The sequence below is a fragment of the Bacillus cereus group sp. MG20 genome (assembly GCF_040459885.1).
Taxonomy (GTDB): domain Bacteria; phylum Bacillota; class Bacilli; order Bacillales; family Bacillaceae_G; genus Bacillus_A; species Bacillus_A cereus.
On the sequence record NZ_JARVHF010000001.1, the window covers coordinates 806,621 to 824,597 of the forward strand.

The following is a 17,977-nucleotide window of genomic DNA, read 5'->3' on the forward strand; positions in this document are numbered from 1 at the left end:
AAAAGAAAACACTTCATTGGTGAATGACGAAGTGTTTTCTTTTTTTTACTACTGTATAATAAAAATACTACTCTGTCTTTAAAGAAAGGAGTCACCATGAACTTAAAAAGTAGCAATATATACGAGAAAATGAACCAATATTCCGTTGCAGGTTTAAGCCTCGCTGTTATATGTAATGGCAAACTAGATGAAGCGACTGCCTTTGGAACACTTGAAGCTGGAACAACTAGAGCTGTTACTACAAATTCTCTCTTTAATTCTTGTTCTATCAGCAAATTCATCACTACAATGCTCGTACTAATGTTATCAGATCAAGAAATCTTGCATTTAGACGAAGACGTAAATGATAAACTCACATCTTGGAACATTCCTACTAATCTATTTACTTCACAAAAAAGCATCACTTTGAGAAACTTATTAAGCCATCAATCTGGACTCATTGATCCACCTAATAGTTTTGAACATTATACACCTGCAAAAGGCTTACCTAATATGTCTGAGCTCCTTTCCGGTAAAACACTATATTGCCCCGTACCTATAGAGGTAACTTATAAACCAGAAAGTGAATTTCACTACTCAGACGCAAACTTTTGTATAATCGAACTACTACTAGAAGATATTACAGGAAGATCATTTAGTCAGTTATTAGAAGAACACATCTTCCAGCCATTACAAATGAAAAATAGTACACTTTTTTCTCCAAAAGACATAGATAAAACCGATGTTTTTGCTTGCGGACATAATAAAGATAGAACTGTAACAAATGAGAAGTATCCATTTTATCCATTCGCAGCTGCTTCAGGTATTTGGACAACACCAACTGACTTATCAGCTTTAGTTATTGAAATCATTCATTCCTTACAAGGAAAGGGCAAACTAAAACTTTCTCAAAAATTAGTAATAGACATGATTTCTCCTCAAGGTTGCTCAAAATGGACTGGATTAGGTGTTTTTCTAGATGATTCTAATGAAGAATTACAGATTTATTCACTCGGATGGGGCGTTGGATTTCAATGTATGATGGTTTGTTATCCATACTGCGGGAATGGTGCTGTTATTATGACCAATTCCGATTTAGGTGTTCATCAAATGGAAGGGATCATTGGTGAGGTTGTAAAAACGTTACCCTTATAATGAAAATAAAGAAGCTGTTCCTTCCAGCTTCTTTATCTATATAACATTTTTCGCAACAATTTTTATATGTTCTGGTGCGATAATCTCCGTTATACTTTCTTGGAAATCTTCCCGCAACATTTCTTCCAAATGTTCTAACTGCACTTCAACATGAGTGCATTCTAAATTATGTATATTTAACAGTGCATAATGATCTTTCTTCTTAATTACTAAATATTGATTTTCCTCTGTCACAAGTACAGAACCTAATCGGACTCCTAGTAAGCGTTGATCATCAAACTTCATAATTACTTCTCCTTTCTGCTTTAAAAATGTAATGACTACAAAAACCAATTTAAGGAAATAAATCCTATATTGACTATATCACACTTTAGTAAAATATAAATATCATATTTCCTTTTACTAAAAACCCCCTATTCTTTCATATATTTCGATACAAAAAACTTTCTCAACATAAAATTAGAATTTTCAGTTTTTATTCTTATGAAAATCAATTATAATAAAGTTAATAAATGTTTGACCTCTCCTAATTCATGTACATATGGATGATCAGTAGTCGCTGCTACTGATCTATTTTTTTGATTTCAGAAAGCAAATATGCTGCATCCTTTCCTACACCACAAATAAGTGCAGAACCCCTTTGAGATTGCCACGGCAATCCGATATAATACAATCCTTTTACTGGACTTATTCCCTTTATATGATTAGGAAATCCTTTCTCATTCACTGCTTGTTCAATTTCAATCCAATTATAATTTTGAACAAAACCAGTTGACCATATAACGCTTTCTGCACTATATGTTTCACCGTTCTGAAACATAATGTTATTTCCTGATGCACTTACTGCTTTTTCTTGCAGTTTAATTGCTCCATTACGAATAAGTTTCTTACCTTCAAAACCGAAAATAGGGTCCTTTCTCTTTTGAAACCATCTTCCCCTCTTTGTATTTATTTCAGCGTACAATAAACCCACTTTTTCTAGCAGATTAAAAATACTTTTTCCAAAAAGTTGTAACGGTAAAAACGTTAAAGGATGACTAATAGACACCGTAACTTCATGCGTTTTTGCAAGTTCTACTGCGATTTGCATTCCTGAATTTCCGCCCCCTACTACAAGTACCTTCCCCTGTGGAATTTGCGATAATGATTTATATTGTGATGAATGTATTTGAAAAATATGTGGTGAAAGATTTTCTGAAAGCGAGGGAATAAATGGATGCTGAAAACCACCTGATGCGATAATAACTTTTTTCGTTTGTAAAATTTCTGTAGGAGTGTGTAATTCAAATATTTCTTTTTCTTTCTTTATCTTTAAAACTTCCGTTTGTAATTGTACCGGTAATTGAAAATGTCTTGCATATTCTTCTAAATAAGTTGCAATTTCATCTTTATATGGAAATTCATTTTTTTCACCTATTAACGTCATACCCGGCAAGCTACTGTAAGACCTTGAGGTAAAAAGCTGCAAAGAATCATATCGATTTCTCCATGAATCACCAACTCGTTTTCCTGCCTCAAGTAATAAAAAATTATACCCTTCTTGCTTCAAGTAATATCCCATTGTTAATCCAGCTTGACCCGCCCCAATAATAATTAGATCTTTCATTCTAATCCCTCCTCTTCTTAAACATATGAATACTTGTTCATATATTCATACGTTTCCATAATCATAACATTTTCTTTTTATATGATTCAATATCTACTCAAAATAAAAAAGAGCAGTTCACTGCTCTATGAACTACTCTTCATTCCATTTCTACAATTTTTCCTCGTATAGTGTAATTCTATTTGAAAACGGATCAATCACAGTTAATTCAATTGTACCCCAAGGTGTTTTTTCTATATTCGGCTTCGAATAAGCATATTCTTTACTTAATAATACAGAATGATAATCCTTTACATCATCTATTTTGATCCGAATCGCACCACCTGGTGAGGCATCACCATGATGTTCTGATAAATGTATCACAGCATCCTGTAACGAAATTTGCAAATATAATGGCATATTTTCCTCATACCGATGTTCCCAATCCAGTTTAAATCCTAAAAAACCTAAGTAAAATAGTTTTGCTTTTTCAATATCAAAAATTCTAAATATAGGTGTTATCATTTATACTCTCCTCCTATTTATAAACATCTGCTGCCAATTCTCTCAAAACATCCACGTTTACTACTTCATAGCATCCATCGTTCTTCTTTATTATCTCTTTATCACAAAAAATATTTAATGTTCGCAACAAATGCCGATAGCTCGTTCCTAACAATTCCGCTATTTCCGTTAAATTCCCACTAAATACAATTCTATTTTCATGCTGAACTGCTCGCTCCCCTGCTGCTAACATGTAACTCGCAAGTCTATTTTCAAGTGGATACAATAAATTAATTGTACTGTTTTTGGAAAGTCGGTTTAATTTATGTGCTAATGATCCGCAAATACATCTTAAAAATTTCGCATCATGAAATAGCTGATTTCTCACTTTTCCTAAAGGTAAACCGACACAATACGAATCTGCCATCACTTGTACGTTTGAAGTAATCCTTTGGGAATGAATTAACTCCACATCTCCAAGTAACTGCAAACTATCGTAAAAACATAATAATACCGATTTTCCGTTACTTAATGTGTTAAACGCTTTTGCTTTTCCTTCAACAAAGAAATATAAATAATCTATCACTTCATTTTCTCTACAAATAAACTCATTCTTTTTAAAAAATATAAGTTCCATATATGGCTTCATATCATGACTAAAAAATGAATCAATATTATTTTGCTTTATATACTCTGCTAATTTAATAGAATTACATATTTTCTTCATAGTCCCCCACCTTTACAACTCATCCCCATTGTAATCAAAATTTTCTTCTTCCACTATGACATATGTCATAACAATACACAATTTCAGCATGATACAGTCATTACAAATATGAAATACAAAGGGGATATTACATTGTATAACTTTCTTTCTGTCTTTATTGGTGTGCTCATCGCCGTTATGCTTCCACTGAATGGGATTTTATCTAAGTTAATTGGCAAGTACACAGCAAGCGTGGTCATTCACCTTGTCGGTTTAATTGCAGTTATCTTCATTTTAATCATAAACAAAAATAAAATTCGTTTCGATAAAAGTATTCCACTTTTTTTATATAGCGCTGGAGCGATTGGAGTATTCACTGTTCTTTTTAACAATATAAGTTTCTCCGTCCTTGGTGCTTCTATTACGATCGCATTAAGTTTACTCGGTCAATCTATTGCTTCCATCGTTATTGATCATTTCGGCTTATTAGGAATGAAAGTTGCAAAGTTTGAAAAGAAAAAACTAATTGGATTATGTTTCATCTCTTCTGGAATTATAATCATGACAATTTATTAATGGGGGCAAGAAAATGCTATATATTACGATTGCTATTTTAGCTGGTGTTTCTATCGTTGTTGCTAGAATTATTAACGCGAATTTAGCAAAGGAAATTGGAAACTGGGAAGGCACGTTTTTCAATTATATTACTGGATTATTTTTCTCTATGTTATTTTTAATTTTCAGTTCAGATTCATTGTATATCCCTATTCATAAGTTGCAATCTATTCCTATCGCCGTATACTTAGGCGGATTAGTAGGCGTTATCGTTATTTCATTATCCAACTATATTACTCCTAAAATATCAGCCTTTTATTTAACATTACTCATCTTTATCGGACAATTATTTGCGGGGACTATTATTGATTTCTTCCTGACAAATGAACTCTCAATTGGTAAAGTTATCGGTGGCATTTTCGTATTAATTGGGCTCACTTACAATTTACTCATAGATCGCCCGATAAAAACTGTGAAGCATAACCAAGTTCAACTATAATACTTTACGCTTACCTATCATATATTAATAGAAAAGCTCTTCACACGAAGTAATAGAGAGGAGAAAATCCTATTAAAAAAATTATTTTATTGCTAGGTAGCGTATTAATTATTTCTGGAATTGTATGGTTTATAAACTCGGGAAAATCTATTCAAGATCTCTATACTGCAAATAAACCGAAAAAGAAAGCAACTATTATTTCAAGCTCGCGAGATCCAAATGAGCCCCCTGTTTTTTTAGGAAAACAGGAAATAAAAGATATACATGTAGAATCAATTAAAACAAAACAGGATATCTTTCTCACAAAAACAGATGAATTAAAAACGTTTATTAACAGTATGAATACCGCAAAAAAAGGTAAATTAACATTAGATGAAGAAGGATCAGACTTAATAGATTGTGATATGTGGATTACTTTCGAGGATGGAACTTATAAAAAATATTTCATATGGGTAGTTGATCATCACAGCAGCGAAGTGATGATTGCTCAGCAAGATACTCCTGATGATGTAAACCTTACGTACTATCAGTTAAACGAAGATAGTTCAAAAAAAGTTTATAATTTATTTAAAAAAATTATTTAAACGAAAAAGTCATGAGCACGCGAACTCATGACTTTTTGCACTATATATACTCCGGGAACACTCTACAACCCTTTTCCTGCTCTATATCATGACCAAAGAAAACAATCGGTTTCTCTTTTGTCACAACTTCTTTTAAGCGTTTGATTGAAGATAAAGCTAATTCTGGATCAAATCCTGCGAACGGCACTTCATCTTCAAAATTCTCTTTCGTGTACGATGCATCAATTGTTAATAAAACTGAACCGGATTGCTCCGTCTCAATGAATAACGACTGATGGCCTGGAGAATGACCTGGCGTATACAATAATTGAACACCTGGTACCACTTCATAATCCCCTTCAATAATTTTGTAGTTCAAATGCGGTAATATACATTCTTTCATATATTCTTCTCTATGAAGTGCTGCCTCATATTCCGTTCGCTGCACAATAATCGATGTATTTGTAAAAGCACCGTTTCCTCCTGCATGATCAAAATGTAAGTGAGAACTAATAATATATAAAAGGTCGTCCGGCTCATACCCTACACGCTTTAATATATTCACGATTCTATCTTCTTCAGTCATTTTCGGTAAAATCTGCCCTTCAACAAATGTACCGTTAAAAAGCCCTTCATTATTAACTGCACTTTCTGGCATACCTGTGTCTACTAAAATAGGACCTTCTTCCGTCTCCAAAAGATAACACCAAACCGGCAAGTCTAATAGTTTCCCTGGAGTTAAAGTACTGTTAACAGACGAATGATCCAACATGCAACGACCTGCTGGGATGAAATAAAGTTTCTTTACTGTCATTATGTATCCACCTTTACATTTAGTTTTGGATAAAGTAATACAGTAAAAAATTCTTCTTTTTAGAAATAAACTCCTTCTAGACTATCAGTACAGCTTACATAAAAATGAAACATTAACACCGATTAACGCTGAAAACTTAAAGAAAGCACATGCACTACTTGAAAGCGGGCACACCATTGGAAAAATCGTATTAGAGAAATTTTAATCATGATAGTGACAGATAGTATGTAAAATTATATTAACGATTTTTCGAATATATCTATCATAACGTACAATATATCAACGATTTTTCAAATATATCTATCACAAATCAAATTATATCAACGATTCGACAAGGTATATTGATTTATCGACAAATAACAACAATAAGAAAAGGCTGTTCCAGATGAACAGCCTTTTCTTTATTTACTTGAAATCTCTTTATTATTTTGAACGTCTAACGGAGCTCGCTTTCCTATTCCAAAAGCATAGAAACTAATTGTAACGATAGCTAAGAAAATAATACCTACAACTAAAGAAATACGAGTATCATCGTTAAACCACATTCCGATTAATACCATAATTAAAAAGGCAATCGTTAAATAGTTTGTTACAGGAGCAAATGGCATTTTGAACGGATGATCTTTCATCTCTGCTCCCTTTTCTTTTCTAAAATTAATTTGACTAATTAAAATGACAAACCATGGTACCATACCAGGGAGTACACTCGCACTATATACGTATACGAATAAATTTTTCGGTGCGATGTAACTTAAAACAACACCAACCGCCAGACCGATAATTACGCCAACTGTACCGAATAAAGGTACACCATTTCCAGAAAGTTTCGTGAAATATTTCGGTGCTTGTCCATTTACACCTAACGTATAAAGCATACGACCAGCACTATAAATACCACTATTACAACCAGACATTGCTGCTGTAATAACAACAAAGTTAATAAGTCCAGCTGCTGCCGTAATACCAACCTTCGCAAAAGTTGCTACGAACGGGCTACCAATTGTACTTAATTGATCCCACGGATACACAGTTACAATAACGAAAATAGCACCGATGTAGAAAATTAAAATACGCCAAATTGTACTTTGAATCGCTCTTGTAAGTGTCTTCTTCGGATTTTTCGCTTCTCCAGCAGTAATTCCGATTAATTCCACACCTTGATACGCTCCAACTACAAGTGATAATGCAAAGAAGAATCCTGAAAAACCACCTGTAAAGAAACCGCCATTTGACCAAAGATTTGATATACCAATCGCTTCTCCGCCGTTACCAATTCCAAAGAAAATAAGTCCAAATCCCGCAATAATCATTAATAGAATCGTAACGATTTTAATCATCGCGAACCAAAATTCAAATTCACCAAATGACTTAACTGAAATTAAGTTAGCTGCACCAAGAATAACCATTGCGATTATACCTGGTATCCAAGCTGGTAAATCCGGGAACCAATATTGCATATACGCTCCAACCGCGATAATTTCTGACATCCCAACGATAACCCACTGGAACCAGTTACTCCACGCTGTCATATAACCAGCTAGTGGATGAATATACTTATGACCGAACGTCGCAAATGAGCCTGTACTTGGCTCCATATACAACATTTCTCCCATGGCACGCATGATGAAGAATATGAAAATACCTGCAATTGCATAAGCAAGCATTACTGACGGACCTGTCCATTTAATTGTGCTGGCTGACCCCATAAACAAACCAACACCAATGGTTCCACCTAAAGCAATCATTTGAATATGACGTGCTTCTAAACCTCTTTTCAATTCTTTGTTTGCCACTTCACTTCCCCCTCTTAGATGATTCATAGCCGCATTTTAACACAAGATGCTTTCCCCTAATTCCTTTCGGCCCTGAAAATGATGAAGCAAACGTCATTTTACACTAGCTTTAAAGCTATCCTAAAATCGTTTTGTGCTCCTAATAAAATTCTCAAAACCTTTCATCTTCCAATATTCTATAAATATTAAAATTACTTACCTTATATTAATTCATTAATCTGAAAAATTCAATTATTTTTTCAATAAATTATTATACATAATTCTGATTAATTTTTAACTAAATTAACAATAAAATACATCTATTCAATATGATTCCGGCATGTATATTATTACAATATAAATAACAGAGGAGAGCATTTCTTCCTCGGTTTCATATGTCAAATACTTCAACCTTTATAGTTGATAACGTAATTTCCCACACATTCGATTTATATACCAATGAGAAATTTAATATATTAATAAACTACTAACTTCTTTACCCCAGCCAAAATATAAAAGAGCCTCATTTAAAAATGAGACTCTTTTACGATTTCATATTTAAACCGATTTCAAAGTTTGCTTACCAAAGATAAACACCCTAGTAAACACTGCCATTATAACTACAATAACTAGAAAATAAAGTGGCATCACTAGTAACGAGCCCGTATGCAGTTGACTCATTCCACAAATTGTCATCGTTACAATTACATAGTATCCTAAGCTAAACAACGCTCCAGCTGTACCAATGACATCTTGAAAATCTACTAACGCTAAACTTAAGCAGTTAGGTAATGCTATTCCAATTCCTAATAGCAATATAAACATCGCTATTAAAAATACAACCATATATATTACATTTGGATTTGATCCAACAAACGTAATTACAGATAAAAGGATAGCTCCTCCTGTCATTACGAGACAACCGATATATATAATTTTCTCTGGTTTATAAGTAGCAAGTAAACGTTTTGAAACTTTCGCTCCAATAATAGAAGCAGAAGCAACGACAATTCCTAGAAATCCATACATACTAGGCGATAATTGAAAGTAATCAATAAAGATAAACGGCGCTTCTGCATAATAGCTAAATAAAACACCATTCGCTCCTCCAATTAATAGACCGTATGTTACTACTTTCGGATTTGTAATCAACCGTTTTAAAACAGAAAACACATTTATTTGATTCGTTACTGAGTCCGTCTTTGTTTCAGGAAGAGAAACAAATGTATACAGAAAAATCCCGACACTCATAACTACTAAACTTAAAAATACTATTTTAAATCCAAACATTTGATCAAGAAAGCCACCAATTAACGGTCCTATCGCTGGTGTAAAAGCAATGACTGCCGAGATTTGAGCAAACATAACATGCCTCTTATGCCCTTCTACACTTTCACGAAGAATCGTTTGTGTAACCACGGATCCTGCACTTGCTCCAAACGCTTGAATAAAACGACTTACCAATAAAACTTCAATGGAATTTGCAATAAAGCATAAGAAACTCCCAACGCCATATATTACAATTCCAAATAACATTGCTGGGCGACGGCCAATTATATCTGATAGCCATCCAATAAAAAATACACCTAAAGCAAATCCAGCAAAATACAAACTAAGTGTTAACTGCACCTCATTATTACTTACATGTAACGCCTTTGAAATGTCCGGTAAAGACGGTGTGTAAATCGTTTCACTAATTTGCGGAAATGCGACAAGAATAATCATTAACAAAAGTGATGGTACTGAGACTTTTTTCATTTTTCATACCCTCCTATAACTTTGAAAATCTCAGAAATAAAAAGACTTTCCTTAGCTACGGAACAGGAGGGGCCATTATAGAAATCCGGTCATAAAACAACAAAGAAAACACCTCAATTACGTATGTTAATACTTATAGGAGGGTAATATTAACATCGATTTTTAAATATACTTTTTCAATTATATTACATATTACTTTTATTTTTCTAGTATTAACGTTCAAATGTTCTTTTTATATTAGTGAACAACTAATACACACCATAGAAGATAACTACTTGATATAACCACCTTATTATGGAATAATTAGAAATAGTTTGAATCTATAAACCCAATTATAAAATGATAGACTCATATATTCCTAATGTCATAAAGCTGAACAAGTAGGAGGACTTTCGTAATGATTGAAATTTTAAGGACAGTAGTCAACTTTCTAATTTCTCTATTCTCAGGAGAATTACCATTTGTATATTATTTATGGATTATTACCCTATTCCTAATTCAAATAACCCAATCTACTCTAAACTATAAACTCTTTGACAAGAAAAACAATTTAAGCACTTATATATCGGAAGGATTACTTGCTTTTATTATTTTATTGTTTGGAGGAATATTAGTATCTAAGTTACTTGCTTACATAATAGACGATCCTACTATTAGTATGACGAATTTAACACATTATTTTGTTTCTCTTATCATATTAACTATATTTGTCGTAATAACCTGTGTTAAAGACTTTATAGAGACATCTATAAAGAATAAAAATATATCTCTTTTGAGCTTTTTAGTAATTTCCTTCATAACAAGTATACTTTCATTCAAGTTTTTATCACCTTTAATTGAAGGTTCTTTTTCTCTTTCTAAATCTTTTATCACCACTTTAATCATTCTTGTAACTATATCAATCCCTCTATTAATTTCCTTAGAGGATAAGTATGCAGACGAAAAGGAAACGGAAAATTTATAGTTTCTCATTTACATAAAAGAAAGAGGGAGCTCCCCTCTTTCTTTTAAATCATCCCTTTTAATATCAATCCTAAAACTGACATTATTATCGCACTAATAATAATTCGCAAAATCCAAGTAGTGTTTGTACTTATTTTTTCTAATTGCTTATTGATTGTTGCTATATCTTTCTCATTAATAGTAGTACGCGTTTCTAAATTTCGAATGTCTCTCATCATTTCTTTTTGCTCCGCCTTGAGACTGTCAATTTTAGCGTAAACATCTTCCATATATTCACACCCTCTGTTCATCTTAATAGAAAAATCTATATATATTATGAGACAACCCTCTTACCTGTGAATACATTGCGTATATCCGCGTACCAAATTTTTTGTACAATCTAATTGAATTACTCACATGTTTCCATTCTTCTATTTATAAATTAGCGTTAAGATAGATTAAAATTTAAAAAGGGACCCCTTGCTTATTTAACAACAAACAAAGTGCAATCCAACATTCGGGAGCACATACGATAATTTCTATTGTTTTCATCACCATTTTCATATTTACAACGCAATATAAATCCACTTTTTGAACTGTTTAAAGTATACTAATATGAATATGAAATAGCTGTATTGATAAACTCTCTAGAACAATAAATATACTGGCTGAAACAGATCTATATCCGATATTTTTTCCAGTAACATGTATGGTTATTTCTGATAAATGCGTTTGTACATCATTGTTTTCAAAAATTTCATCCTTAACCTTTACAATATCTGCTTCACAATCTACTTCTTTAAAAGTTTTCAATAATTTTGTTTCCAATAAACTACAATCAAAATTCTCATCTTTTATTACGGCAAATTTAACCTTCATATCGATTTCCCCATTTTTAACAAACTAAAATCATTAAATCAATATAAATATATATTATTCTATTAAATAATTCAAAATATACGCTTCTAATATACATTATTAAAAATCAGTTCTAAAGAATTAAATGCAAAAAGAAATTACATATACAAATCCCCTATTTCAACTTAACTTTGTGTAATAATGCATATTTCAAATACATTATTTCCTTTCACTCATACTTTTATCATTGAGTTTTTATTCACAAATTCGTAACACATACATATGAGTTATCATGCTAAAATTAGTTTATTCACAAGAAGAAGTTATTCTTAATAAATCAATAATTTTTAATACCCTGTTTAAAGCCTTGCCCCCCTGCAAGGCTTTTTCCTATTTAACTAGAGTAGTAGTTTTCGTTATGCTTCTCTCCCCCCCTTGTTCCTTACCCTACAAATAATACTGCATGTTTATTTTAATTTTTCAGCATCCGTACTCGCTCTGTTCGAGAGCTCTTTACCAAATATTCAATCTAATGATAAAATTGACCAAATTAATATTTTCGTCCATAACTGTATCAAAAAGTACACTAAAGAAAAATAGCACTCTCACGATTAAGTAAACGCGAGCTTTTTCTTCTATCTACTTACTATTTAAGGTTAATAGTTTAGTAACAAGATTTAAAAATTCGACTTAAATTCATTGATGAATGGAGAGGTTTATATGAAATTAAAAGACAAAGTAGCAATCATAACTGGTGGTGCAAGTGGAATTGGCGAATCTACTGTTCATCTTTTTATCGAAGAAGGTGCAAAAGTAGTTATTGCTGACTTTTCTGAACGTGGAAAAGAACTATCAGATGAATTGAATGCACATAGATACAATACGTTATTTATTAAAACCGATGTAACAAAAGAGGCAGATATTAAACAGCTAATTCATGAGACAGTAAGTACATACGGTAAATTAGATATTATGTATGCCAATGCCGGCGTTGCTGATGATGCACCGGCACACGAATTATCCTATGAAAAGTGGAAAAGAACTATTGATATTAATTTGTCTGGGGTATTCCTTTCTGATAAATATTCGATTGAACAATTTCTTAAACAAGGTACAGGTGGTGTCATCGTTAACGCTGGTTCGATTCATAGTTTTGTTTCATTACCTACCCCAACAGCATACTCCTCTGCAAAAGGTGGTGTGAAACTATTAACTCAAAATTTATGTACTGCCTACGCTAAATATGGAATACGTATTAATGCGGTGTGCCCTGGTTATATTGACACCCCTTTACTAGGTAGTGTTAATCCTCAACAGAAAGAATATTTAGCTTCACTTCATCCACAAGGCAGACTTGGAACACCAGAAGAAGTCGCTAAAGCTGTCTTATTTTTAGCAAGTGATGATGCTAGTTTTGTTAACGGTACAACACTTCTTGTTGATGGAGGCTATACTGCACGTTAATTTTTAAATTTTGAAGCACCCTAAAAAATATATAGTCTTCAACAAGAAAAAGCGCCATCACAAGTGACGGCGCTTTTTCTATGTAAGAGCAACTAGAAGATATCCTTCTAGCCTACTCCCATTTATAAGTCCAAAACTGTTCAAGTTGCAGCCATTTTAATGTTGCTGCATCTTTGTTTTTTATTTTTGCATGCGTGTCTTCAAGCATTGCTTCTGTTTGTGAACGGTGCGCACCTAGTGCCGTTAATTTATGATCAAATACTTCACTAATGTTATTTACAACATCCGGTTCTCCTAATACTGCCTCACGATTTTTCGTAATCGCAACAGCATGGATAACTGGGCGCTCTTCTTTTGGCATACGTGATACAGCGCGAACGACAGCGCGGCCAAATGCATTATGATCTGGATGTACACCGTGCTCTGGATAAAATGTAATAATTCGAGATGGATTTACTTCTTGAATGATTGCTTCAATTTTGTCAGCAACGAAATCAACATCTTCAAATTCTAACGTTTTATCATGGAAGCCAAGCATTCTTAAATCTTTAATGCCCATCGCTTCACAAGCATCTTTCAATTCTTTCTTACGGATATGTGGAATCGTTTCACGGTTAGCGAATACGTTCTTACCCATGTTACGTCCCATTTGTCCTAGAGTACCACATGCATATGTTACAGGTACTCCTTGATCTGTTAATAAGCGAATTGTTCCTCCCGCAGCATATGCTTCATCATCTGGATGCGGAAATACAACAAGTACATGTCTCTCCATAAGTTTCCCTCCTTCTTACTTAAATGGTGTTAAGCTTAACTCAAGTGCAACTGCTAGACGACCTAAATTATCATGTCCAGCTAGTAATAAACGCTCTTGACCATCTACTTCCCAGTGCGTAATACCTTCAGCATATACCCAACCATGATCCATTTTCAGACCAACTCGGTATGGATTTGTTCCAGTTATCTTCCCGCGTTCAAAACGGATAATTGCATTTCGAATGAAAGCACCAACTGTCATCATCTTTTCATTTATGTGTGATGCATACGCTCCGTTTGTCGTTTCTAAATGAATATATACATCTTTATTTACAAAACGTTCAATTTCATTTTGAATAAGAGAACTATCTTTTACTATTTCCATCGGAATTCACCTCTTTAAACCATTTTACGCAAAAATAATGTAAATTGCTATCTCTATATTAGAGGACAACGCTCACTTTTCCTAATAATTTGCACTGTGTTTTTTATATTTTTTATATGATATGTAAAAAATACATTTTTTCCTTCACTTTGTTAAATAGTTTTCTTTCTTTTTTGAATTTGCTACAATATATTTTATCCCGCATTATTGCAGCGAGATACATTTCGACAATTGAATACATAATTTAAAGAAGGTGACATGATTGGAACAATCAGCACATGAAGTAGCAAATTGGCAATATTATTTTGCAATTGCCGTATTTTTAATCACGTACGGATTTATTATTTCCGAGAAATTGAATCGTGCTGTAATCGCACTATTCGGTGCTGCTATTATGATTATTTTTGGAGTTGTAGATTTACATACTGCTTTCACATCACATATTCAATGGGAAACGATTACCCTTTTAATTGGGATGATGATTCTCGTACATATTACGAGTCAATCAGGCGTCTTTGAATTTGTGGCCATTAAAGCGGCAAAAGCAGCTGGCGGAAAACCGATTCGCATTTTATTATTACTATCCCTATTAACTGCTGGCGGATCAGCATTTTTGGACAATGTAACGACTGTTTTATTAATCGTTCCTGTTACATTATCCATTACACGTATTTTAAAAGTAAATCCTGTGCCTTATTTGATTTCAGAAGTGCTGTTTTCAAATATAGGCGGAACAGCAACATTAATCGGTGATCCACCTAATATTATGATTGGATCAGCAAACAAGCATTTAGACTTTAACGCCTTTTTACTTAACTTAGCTCCAATCGTAATTATTATTTCTATCGTGACACTTGGCATTATTTACTTCATGTATCGTAACAAACTAAAAACAACACCTGAACAAATCGAAAAACTAATGGCATTAAACGAAAAAGATTACATTAAAGATCAAAGCCTCCTTTTAAAATCTATTTCGATTTTAGGACTAACTATTTTAGGCTTCGTACTTCATTCGATTATTCATGTAGACGCTGCTGTTATCGCGATGACAGGCGCTACACTTCTTATGTTAATCGGCGTGAAAGAACATGATATTGAAGATGTATTTGCCCACGTTGAATGGGTAACCATTTTCTTCTTCGCCGGACTATTTGTTCTCGTTGGCGGGTTAATTGATATCGGACTTATCTCTTCACTTGCAAAAGAAGTAATCGGCGTAACAAACGGTGACATCGGATTCGCAGCTATACTTATTTTATGGGTATCTGGCATCGCATCTGCGACAATCGACAACATCCCATTTGTCGCTACGATGATTCCTCTTATTCAAGACTTAGCTACAGGACTCGGACTATCTGTCGATTCTCCGCAAATAGAAGTACTATGGTGGGCGTTATCTCTTGGAGCTTGCTTAGGAGGAAATGGAACGCTAATCGGAGCATCTGCAAACGTAGTCGTTGCTGGTATTGCAAAACGTGAAGGACATGCTTTCTCTTATATGGACTTCTTAAAAATTGGTTTACCATTAACTATTGTTGCACTCTTGTTATCACATGCTTATATATATTTACGTTATTTAATGTAAAAGTTGTATTGCATGAAATTATATCGTCAAATACAAAAGGTTTGCAGCATCGTGCTGCAAACCTTTTTTCATCACCAAAATATACCGATAATTGCTAACCCACCTAAAATCATACCACCAATTTGTCCGACAATTGTTGGTGATAATTGAACACCTTTTCTCACTTCAACAACTGGTCTTTCGTGCCTTAGTTGTTGCACTTCGCTTTGCAGTTGATGTACACTTCCGTGTAACTCTTTAATTAGTTCCTTTAATTCAGCGACCTCTTCATTTACTGGTTTTGCTTTTTCTAAATTCATTTTACATAACTCCTTATAAATTCAATCAGTTCACTGTAAATTTTCGCCAATTATCATTATATCTCCTGCATACTACATATATAATATTGAATGTATTCGCTAATCTTGCAACCCTATCCATTCATCCCGCAATATCCCCATAATGATACGATCAAAACACTTCCCATCTCTTTGAACCGCTTCTCTCATACACCCTTCCATCTGAAAACCTATCTTTTTATACAACGCAATGGCTGCTTTATTATAAGAAATCACATCCAGACCGACGCGGTGTAAATTCAATTCATAGAAAGCATATTTTAAGATAAGATGGATTGCTTCTCTTCCATATCCCTTTCCTCTATCATTCGCATCTCCTATACCAATGGCTAATAAACCTGTTCTGTTATTCCACTCTATACCATGAATCGCCACAAAACCAATTAAGCGATCTTCTTGAACTGTCCTTACCATGAAAGAAACACTATTCGATCTTCGTCCTTTTAATAACCCATCACTTGCTATTTCATTTAAAGATTGCGGGAATGCTACATCTGTATCAACATTTCTTAAATACTCACTATCTTCTTGCCACATAGCCATTACTTCAGCATCTGTTTCTCTCATAGCTGATAATTTAATCGTTTTATTTCGAAAAAGATTCATTGTCATTTCAAACTCCCCCTTTATTAAATAACGGGGATAATTATTCAAGCCTATTTACCCCCTCGTTTCATAAACTGTTTCATAAACGGGATACTTACAATAAGCGCTGACATTGGCACATCTCCTCCATATCGAATTAACTTCATTGTATAATTTTTCATTTATTCTAACAATAATAGAAAGGCCCTCCAAATTTAGAGGGCCTTTCCTAATAACAAAACTATATTATTTCGTAAACATTTTCTCCGCTTCATCCATTGCCATTTTGTTTCCTAAAGCAGAATAGTCAAGCCATGGTTGATCATTGATAATGTATACATGCTTGCCTTTAACTGCTTTTAAGTCTTTCCAAATTGGTGTTTCTTGAAGTTGTTTAAATGCTGCTTTTGCTTTGTCATCTCTATTTACAACAACGAAAATAGCATCTGCATCAAAGTCAGGTAATACTTCTTGTGAAATGACTTCGAAAGGACGGTTTCCATCAATTTTCTCTACACCATTTGCAGGTTGTAATCCTAAGTCTTGGAATAAAATTGGTCCCATCGGTCTTTTCGTACTAAATACTCGTAATTCTTTTGCAGTAACACGAATTGCCATTACTTTTTCGTTATTACCTAATTCTTTATCTATTAAACTTTTTACTCGTTTTGATTGCTCTTCGTAATCTTGAATATATTTATCCGCTTCTTTCTCACGGTTTACAAGTTTACCAACTTGTTGTAACTGATCTCTCCACGTGCCTTCATCTAAGTTGAAAGAATGTGTTTTTGCAATTTTTTCGTATTTCGCTAAATCTTTGCCCGCGTATTTTTCATCCACATAAATGTCAGTTGGCTTCAATTGAAGTAACGCTTCCATATTGAGATCTGTTACAACACCAAGTTTCTTCGTATCTTTCAACTGCTCTTTTGCGTGCGGTAAGAAATCTTTTAAATCTCCACCAATAACAGAACCTACTGGTGTAATTCCTAATGCAAGTAAATTATTTGTTAAATGAATGGACATAGAGGCGATTTTTGGATCATTACTTTTTTCCGTTTTTTTCGTTGCCTCTTCATTAGCTTTCGTTTGACCACATGCTGCTAATACTAAAATACACATCATGCTAAATAAAATAATAAGTTTCTTTTTCATATGTTCTCCTCTTTGA

At 33.4% G+C, this 17,977-nt stretch carries 21 protein-coding genes; 7 read left to right on the top strand and 14 right to left on the bottom strand.

The window, feature by feature from the left end:
• Positions 1-96: 96 nt before the first annotated feature.
• Complete coding sequence (locus QCI81_RS04160) at positions 97-1,134, top strand: serine hydrolase domain-containing protein (protein ID WP_001050187.1); 1,038 nt, start codon at positions 97-99, stop codon at positions 1,132-1,134.
• Positions 1,135-1,170: 36 nt separating this feature from the next.
• Here the strand turns inward: QCI81_RS04160 and QCI81_RS04165 are convergent, their stop codons facing one another.
• The 4 genes from QCI81_RS04165 to yeiL all read right to left on the bottom strand — a co-directional run bounded on the left by QCI81_RS04165 (position 1,171) and on the right by yeiL (position 3,950).
• On the bottom strand, positions 1,171-1,419 hold the full coding sequence (locus QCI81_RS04165; protein WP_000666948.1) for a hypothetical protein: 249 nt from the start codon (positions 1,417-1,419) through the stop codon (positions 1,171-1,173).
• Positions 1,420-1,696: 277 nt separating this feature from the next.
• Positions 1,697-2,740 (bottom strand): flavin-containing monooxygenase, encoded by a 1,044-nt coding sequence (locus QCI81_RS04170; RefSeq protein WP_071731225.1) that lies wholly within the window; start codon positions 2,738-2,740, stop codon positions 1,697-1,699.
• A gap of 150 nt (positions 2,741-2,890) precedes the next feature.
• Entirely contained in the window at positions 2,891-3,244 is a 354-nt protein-coding gene (locus tag QCI81_RS04175; RefSeq protein ID WP_000632403.1) for a glyoxalase superfamily protein, read from the bottom strand.
• A 13-nt stretch (positions 3,245-3,257) separates the two neighbouring features.
• Positions 3,258-3,950 (bottom strand): transcriptional regulator YeiL, encoded by a 693-nt coding sequence (yeiL, locus tag QCI81_RS04180; RefSeq protein ID WP_071731226.1) that lies wholly within the window; start codon positions 3,948-3,950, stop codon positions 3,258-3,260.
• A 108-nt stretch (positions 3,951-4,058) separates the two neighbouring features.
• Between yeiL and QCI81_RS04185 the strand changes: the two genes are divergently transcribed.
• The 3 genes from QCI81_RS04185 (at position 4,059) to QCI81_RS04195 (ending at position 5,567) form a co-directional block, all read left to right on the top strand.
• Positions 4,059-4,505 carry a DMT family transporter gene (locus QCI81_RS04185; protein ID WP_071731227.1) on the top strand — a complete coding sequence of 149 codons (447 nt, stop codon included), beginning with the start codon at positions 4,059-4,061 and terminating at the stop codon, positions 4,503-4,505.
• Positions 4,506-4,518: 13 nt separating this feature from the next.
• On the top strand, positions 4,519-4,983 hold the full coding sequence (locus QCI81_RS04190) for a DMT family transporter (protein ID WP_000965811.1): 465 nt from the start codon (positions 4,519-4,521) through the stop codon (positions 4,981-4,983).
• An 89-nt stretch (positions 4,984-5,072) separates the two neighbouring features.
• Positions 5,073-5,567 carry a hypothetical protein gene (locus tag QCI81_RS04195; protein ID WP_071731228.1) on the top strand — a complete coding sequence of 165 codons (495 nt, stop codon included), beginning with the start codon at positions 5,073-5,075 and terminating at the stop codon, positions 5,565-5,567.
• Between the two features lie 40 nt (positions 5,568-5,607).
• Here the strand turns inward: QCI81_RS04195 and aiiA are convergent, their stop codons facing one another.
• The 3 genes from aiiA to QCI81_RS04210 all read right to left on the bottom strand — a co-directional run bounded on the left by aiiA (position 5,608) and on the right by QCI81_RS04210 (position 9,890).
• Positions 5,608-6,360, bottom strand: coding sequence for a quorum-quenching N-acyl homoserine lactonase AiiA (gene aiiA / locus QCI81_RS04200; protein WP_071731229.1), 753 nt, complete (start codon positions 6,358-6,360; stop codon positions 5,608-5,610).
• 401 nt (positions 6,361-6,761) lie between these two features.
• Entirely contained in the window at positions 6,762-8,153 is a 1,392-nt protein-coding gene (locus QCI81_RS04205) for an amino acid permease (protein ID WP_001284410.1), read from the bottom strand.
• Between the two features lie 537 nt (positions 8,154-8,690).
• Positions 8,691-9,890, bottom strand: a complete 1,200-nt coding sequence (locus QCI81_RS04210) for a multidrug effflux MFS transporter (RefSeq protein ID WP_071731230.1) — start codon at positions 9,888-9,890, stop codon at positions 8,691-8,693.
• Positions 9,891-10,287: 397 nt separating this feature from the next.
• Between QCI81_RS04210 and QCI81_RS04215 the strand changes: the two genes are divergently transcribed.
• A complete protein-coding gene (locus tag QCI81_RS04215; RefSeq protein WP_353810620.1) occupies positions 10,288-10,854 on the top strand; it encodes a DUF5823 family protein in 567 nt (188 codons plus the stop codon).
• A 43-nt stretch (positions 10,855-10,897) separates the two neighbouring features.
• Here the strand turns inward: QCI81_RS04215 and QCI81_RS04220 are convergent, their stop codons facing one another.
• Positions 10,898-11,122, bottom strand: a complete 225-nt coding sequence (locus tag QCI81_RS04220; RefSeq protein WP_000390469.1) for a hemolysin XhlA family protein — start codon at positions 11,120-11,122, stop codon at positions 10,898-10,900.
• A gap of 310 nt (positions 11,123-11,432) precedes the next feature.
• The gene (locus tag QCI81_RS04225; RefSeq protein WP_071731231.1) at positions 11,433-11,711 is read right to left on the bottom strand and encodes a hypothetical protein; all 279 of its coding nucleotides are present in this window, start codon (positions 11,709-11,711) and stop codon (positions 11,433-11,435) included.
• Between the two features lie 699 nt (positions 11,712-12,410).
• On the opposite strand from QCI81_RS04225, the gene QCI81_RS04230 reads away from it, so the two are divergent.
• A complete protein-coding gene (locus QCI81_RS04230) occupies positions 12,411-13,154 on the top strand; it encodes an SDR family NAD(P)-dependent oxidoreductase (RefSeq protein ID WP_071731232.1) in 744 nt (247 codons plus the stop codon).
• 112 nt (positions 13,155-13,266) lie between these two features.
• Here QCI81_RS04230 and bshB2 read toward each other — a convergent pair whose 3' ends face one another.
• Both bshB2 and QCI81_RS04240 read right to left on the bottom strand, forming a co-directional pair.
• Complete coding sequence (gene bshB2, locus QCI81_RS04235) at positions 13,267-13,929, bottom strand: bacillithiol biosynthesis deacetylase BshB2 (RefSeq protein WP_000439483.1); 663 nt, start codon at positions 13,927-13,929, stop codon at positions 13,267-13,269.
• A gap of 15 nt (positions 13,930-13,944) precedes the next feature.
• Positions 13,945-14,295 (bottom strand): YojF family protein, encoded by a 351-nt coding sequence (locus QCI81_RS04240; protein WP_000407046.1) that lies wholly within the window; start codon positions 14,293-14,295, stop codon positions 13,945-13,947.
• Positions 14,296-14,557: 262 nt separating this feature from the next.
• Here QCI81_RS04240 and QCI81_RS04245 point away from each other — a divergent pair, with 262 nt between their 5' ends.
• On the top strand, positions 14,558-15,883 hold the full coding sequence (locus QCI81_RS04245; RefSeq protein WP_071731233.1) for an ArsB/NhaD family transporter: 1,326 nt from the start codon (positions 14,558-14,560) through the stop codon (positions 15,881-15,883).
• 71 nt (positions 15,884-15,954) lie between these two features.
• On the opposite strand, the gene QCI81_RS04250 is transcribed toward QCI81_RS04245, so the two are convergent.
• From QCI81_RS04250 to QCI81_RS04260, 3 genes are all read right to left on the bottom strand, one after another.
• A complete protein-coding gene (locus tag QCI81_RS04250; protein ID WP_001047304.1) occupies positions 15,955-16,182 on the bottom strand; it encodes a coiled-coil domain-containing protein in 228 nt (75 codons plus the stop codon).
• A 99-nt stretch (positions 16,183-16,281) separates the two neighbouring features.
• Positions 16,282-16,833, bottom strand: coding sequence for a GNAT family N-acetyltransferase (locus tag QCI81_RS04255; protein WP_071731234.1), 552 nt, complete (start codon positions 16,831-16,833; stop codon positions 16,282-16,284).
• A gap of 219 nt (positions 16,834-17,052) precedes the next feature.
• Positions 17,053-17,961, bottom strand: coding sequence for an iron-hydroxamate ABC transporter substrate-binding protein (locus tag QCI81_RS04260; RefSeq protein WP_071731235.1), 909 nt, complete (start codon positions 17,959-17,961; stop codon positions 17,053-17,055).
• Between the last annotated feature and the right edge of the window lie 16 nt (positions 17,962-17,977).

Excerpts from the sequence above, each read along its gene's own strand:
- QCI81_RS04240 (WP_000407046.1), bottom strand. The coding sequence starts at position 14,295 with ATGGAAATAGTAAAAGATAGTTCTCTTATTCAAAATGAAATTGAACGT.
- QCI81_RS04190 (WP_000965811.1), top strand. The coding sequence starts at position 4,519 with ATGCTATATATTACGATTGCTATTTTAGCTGGTGTTTCTATCGTTGTT.
- aiiA (WP_071731229.1), bottom strand. The coding sequence starts at position 6,360 with ATGACAGTAAAGAAACTTTATTTCATCCCAGCAGGTCGTTGCATGTTG.
- QCI81_RS04260 (WP_071731235.1), bottom strand. The coding sequence starts at position 17,961 with ATGAAAAAGAAACTTATTATTTTATTTAGCATGATGTGTATTTTAGTA.
- QCI81_RS04225 (WP_071731231.1), bottom strand. The coding sequence starts at position 11,711 with ATGAAGGTTAAATTTGCCGTAATAAAAGATGAGAATTTTGATTGTAGT.
- QCI81_RS04170 (WP_071731225.1), bottom strand. The coding sequence starts at position 2,740 with ATGAAAGATCTAATTATTATTGGGGCGGGTCAAGCTGGATTAACAATG.
- QCI81_RS04165 (WP_000666948.1), bottom strand. The coding sequence starts at position 1,419 with ATGAAGTTTGATGATCAACGCTTACTAGGAGTCCGATTAGGTTCTGTA.
- QCI81_RS04230 (WP_071731232.1), top strand. The coding sequence starts at position 12,411 with ATGAAATTAAAAGACAAAGTAGCAATCATAACTGGTGGTGCAAGTGGA.
- QCI81_RS04175 (WP_000632403.1), bottom strand. The coding sequence starts at position 3,244 with ATGATAACACCTATATTTAGAATTTTTGATATTGAAAAAGCAAAACTA.
- QCI81_RS04255 (WP_071731234.1), bottom strand. The coding sequence starts at position 16,833 with ATGACAATGAATCTTTTTCGAAATAAAACGATTAAATTATCAGCTATG.
- QCI81_RS04250 (WP_001047304.1), bottom strand. The coding sequence starts at position 16,182 with ATGAATTTAGAAAAAGCAAAACCAGTAAATGAAGAGGTCGCTGAATTA.
- bshB2 (WP_000439483.1), bottom strand. The coding sequence starts at position 13,929 with ATGGAGAGACATGTACTTGTTGTATTTCCGCATCCAGATGATGAAGCA.
- QCI81_RS04210 (WP_071731230.1), bottom strand. The coding sequence starts at position 9,890 with ATGAAAAAAGTCTCAGTACCATCACTTTTGTTAATGATTATTCTTGTC.
- QCI81_RS04185 (WP_071731227.1), top strand. The coding sequence starts at position 4,059 with ATGAAATACAAAGGGGATATTACATTGTATAACTTTCTTTCTGTCTTT.
- QCI81_RS04215 (WP_353810620.1), top strand. The coding sequence starts at position 10,288 with ATGATTGAAATTTTAAGGACAGTAGTCAACTTTCTAATTTCTCTATTC.
- yeiL (WP_071731226.1), bottom strand. The coding sequence starts at position 3,950 with ATGAAGAAAATATGTAATTCTATTAAATTAGCAGAGTATATAAAGCAA.
- QCI81_RS04160 (WP_001050187.1), top strand. The coding sequence starts at position 97 with ATGAACTTAAAAAGTAGCAATATATACGAGAAAATGAACCAATATTCC.
- QCI81_RS04220 (WP_000390469.1), bottom strand. The coding sequence starts at position 11,122 with ATGGAAGATGTTTACGCTAAAATTGACAGTCTCAAGGCGGAGCAAAAA.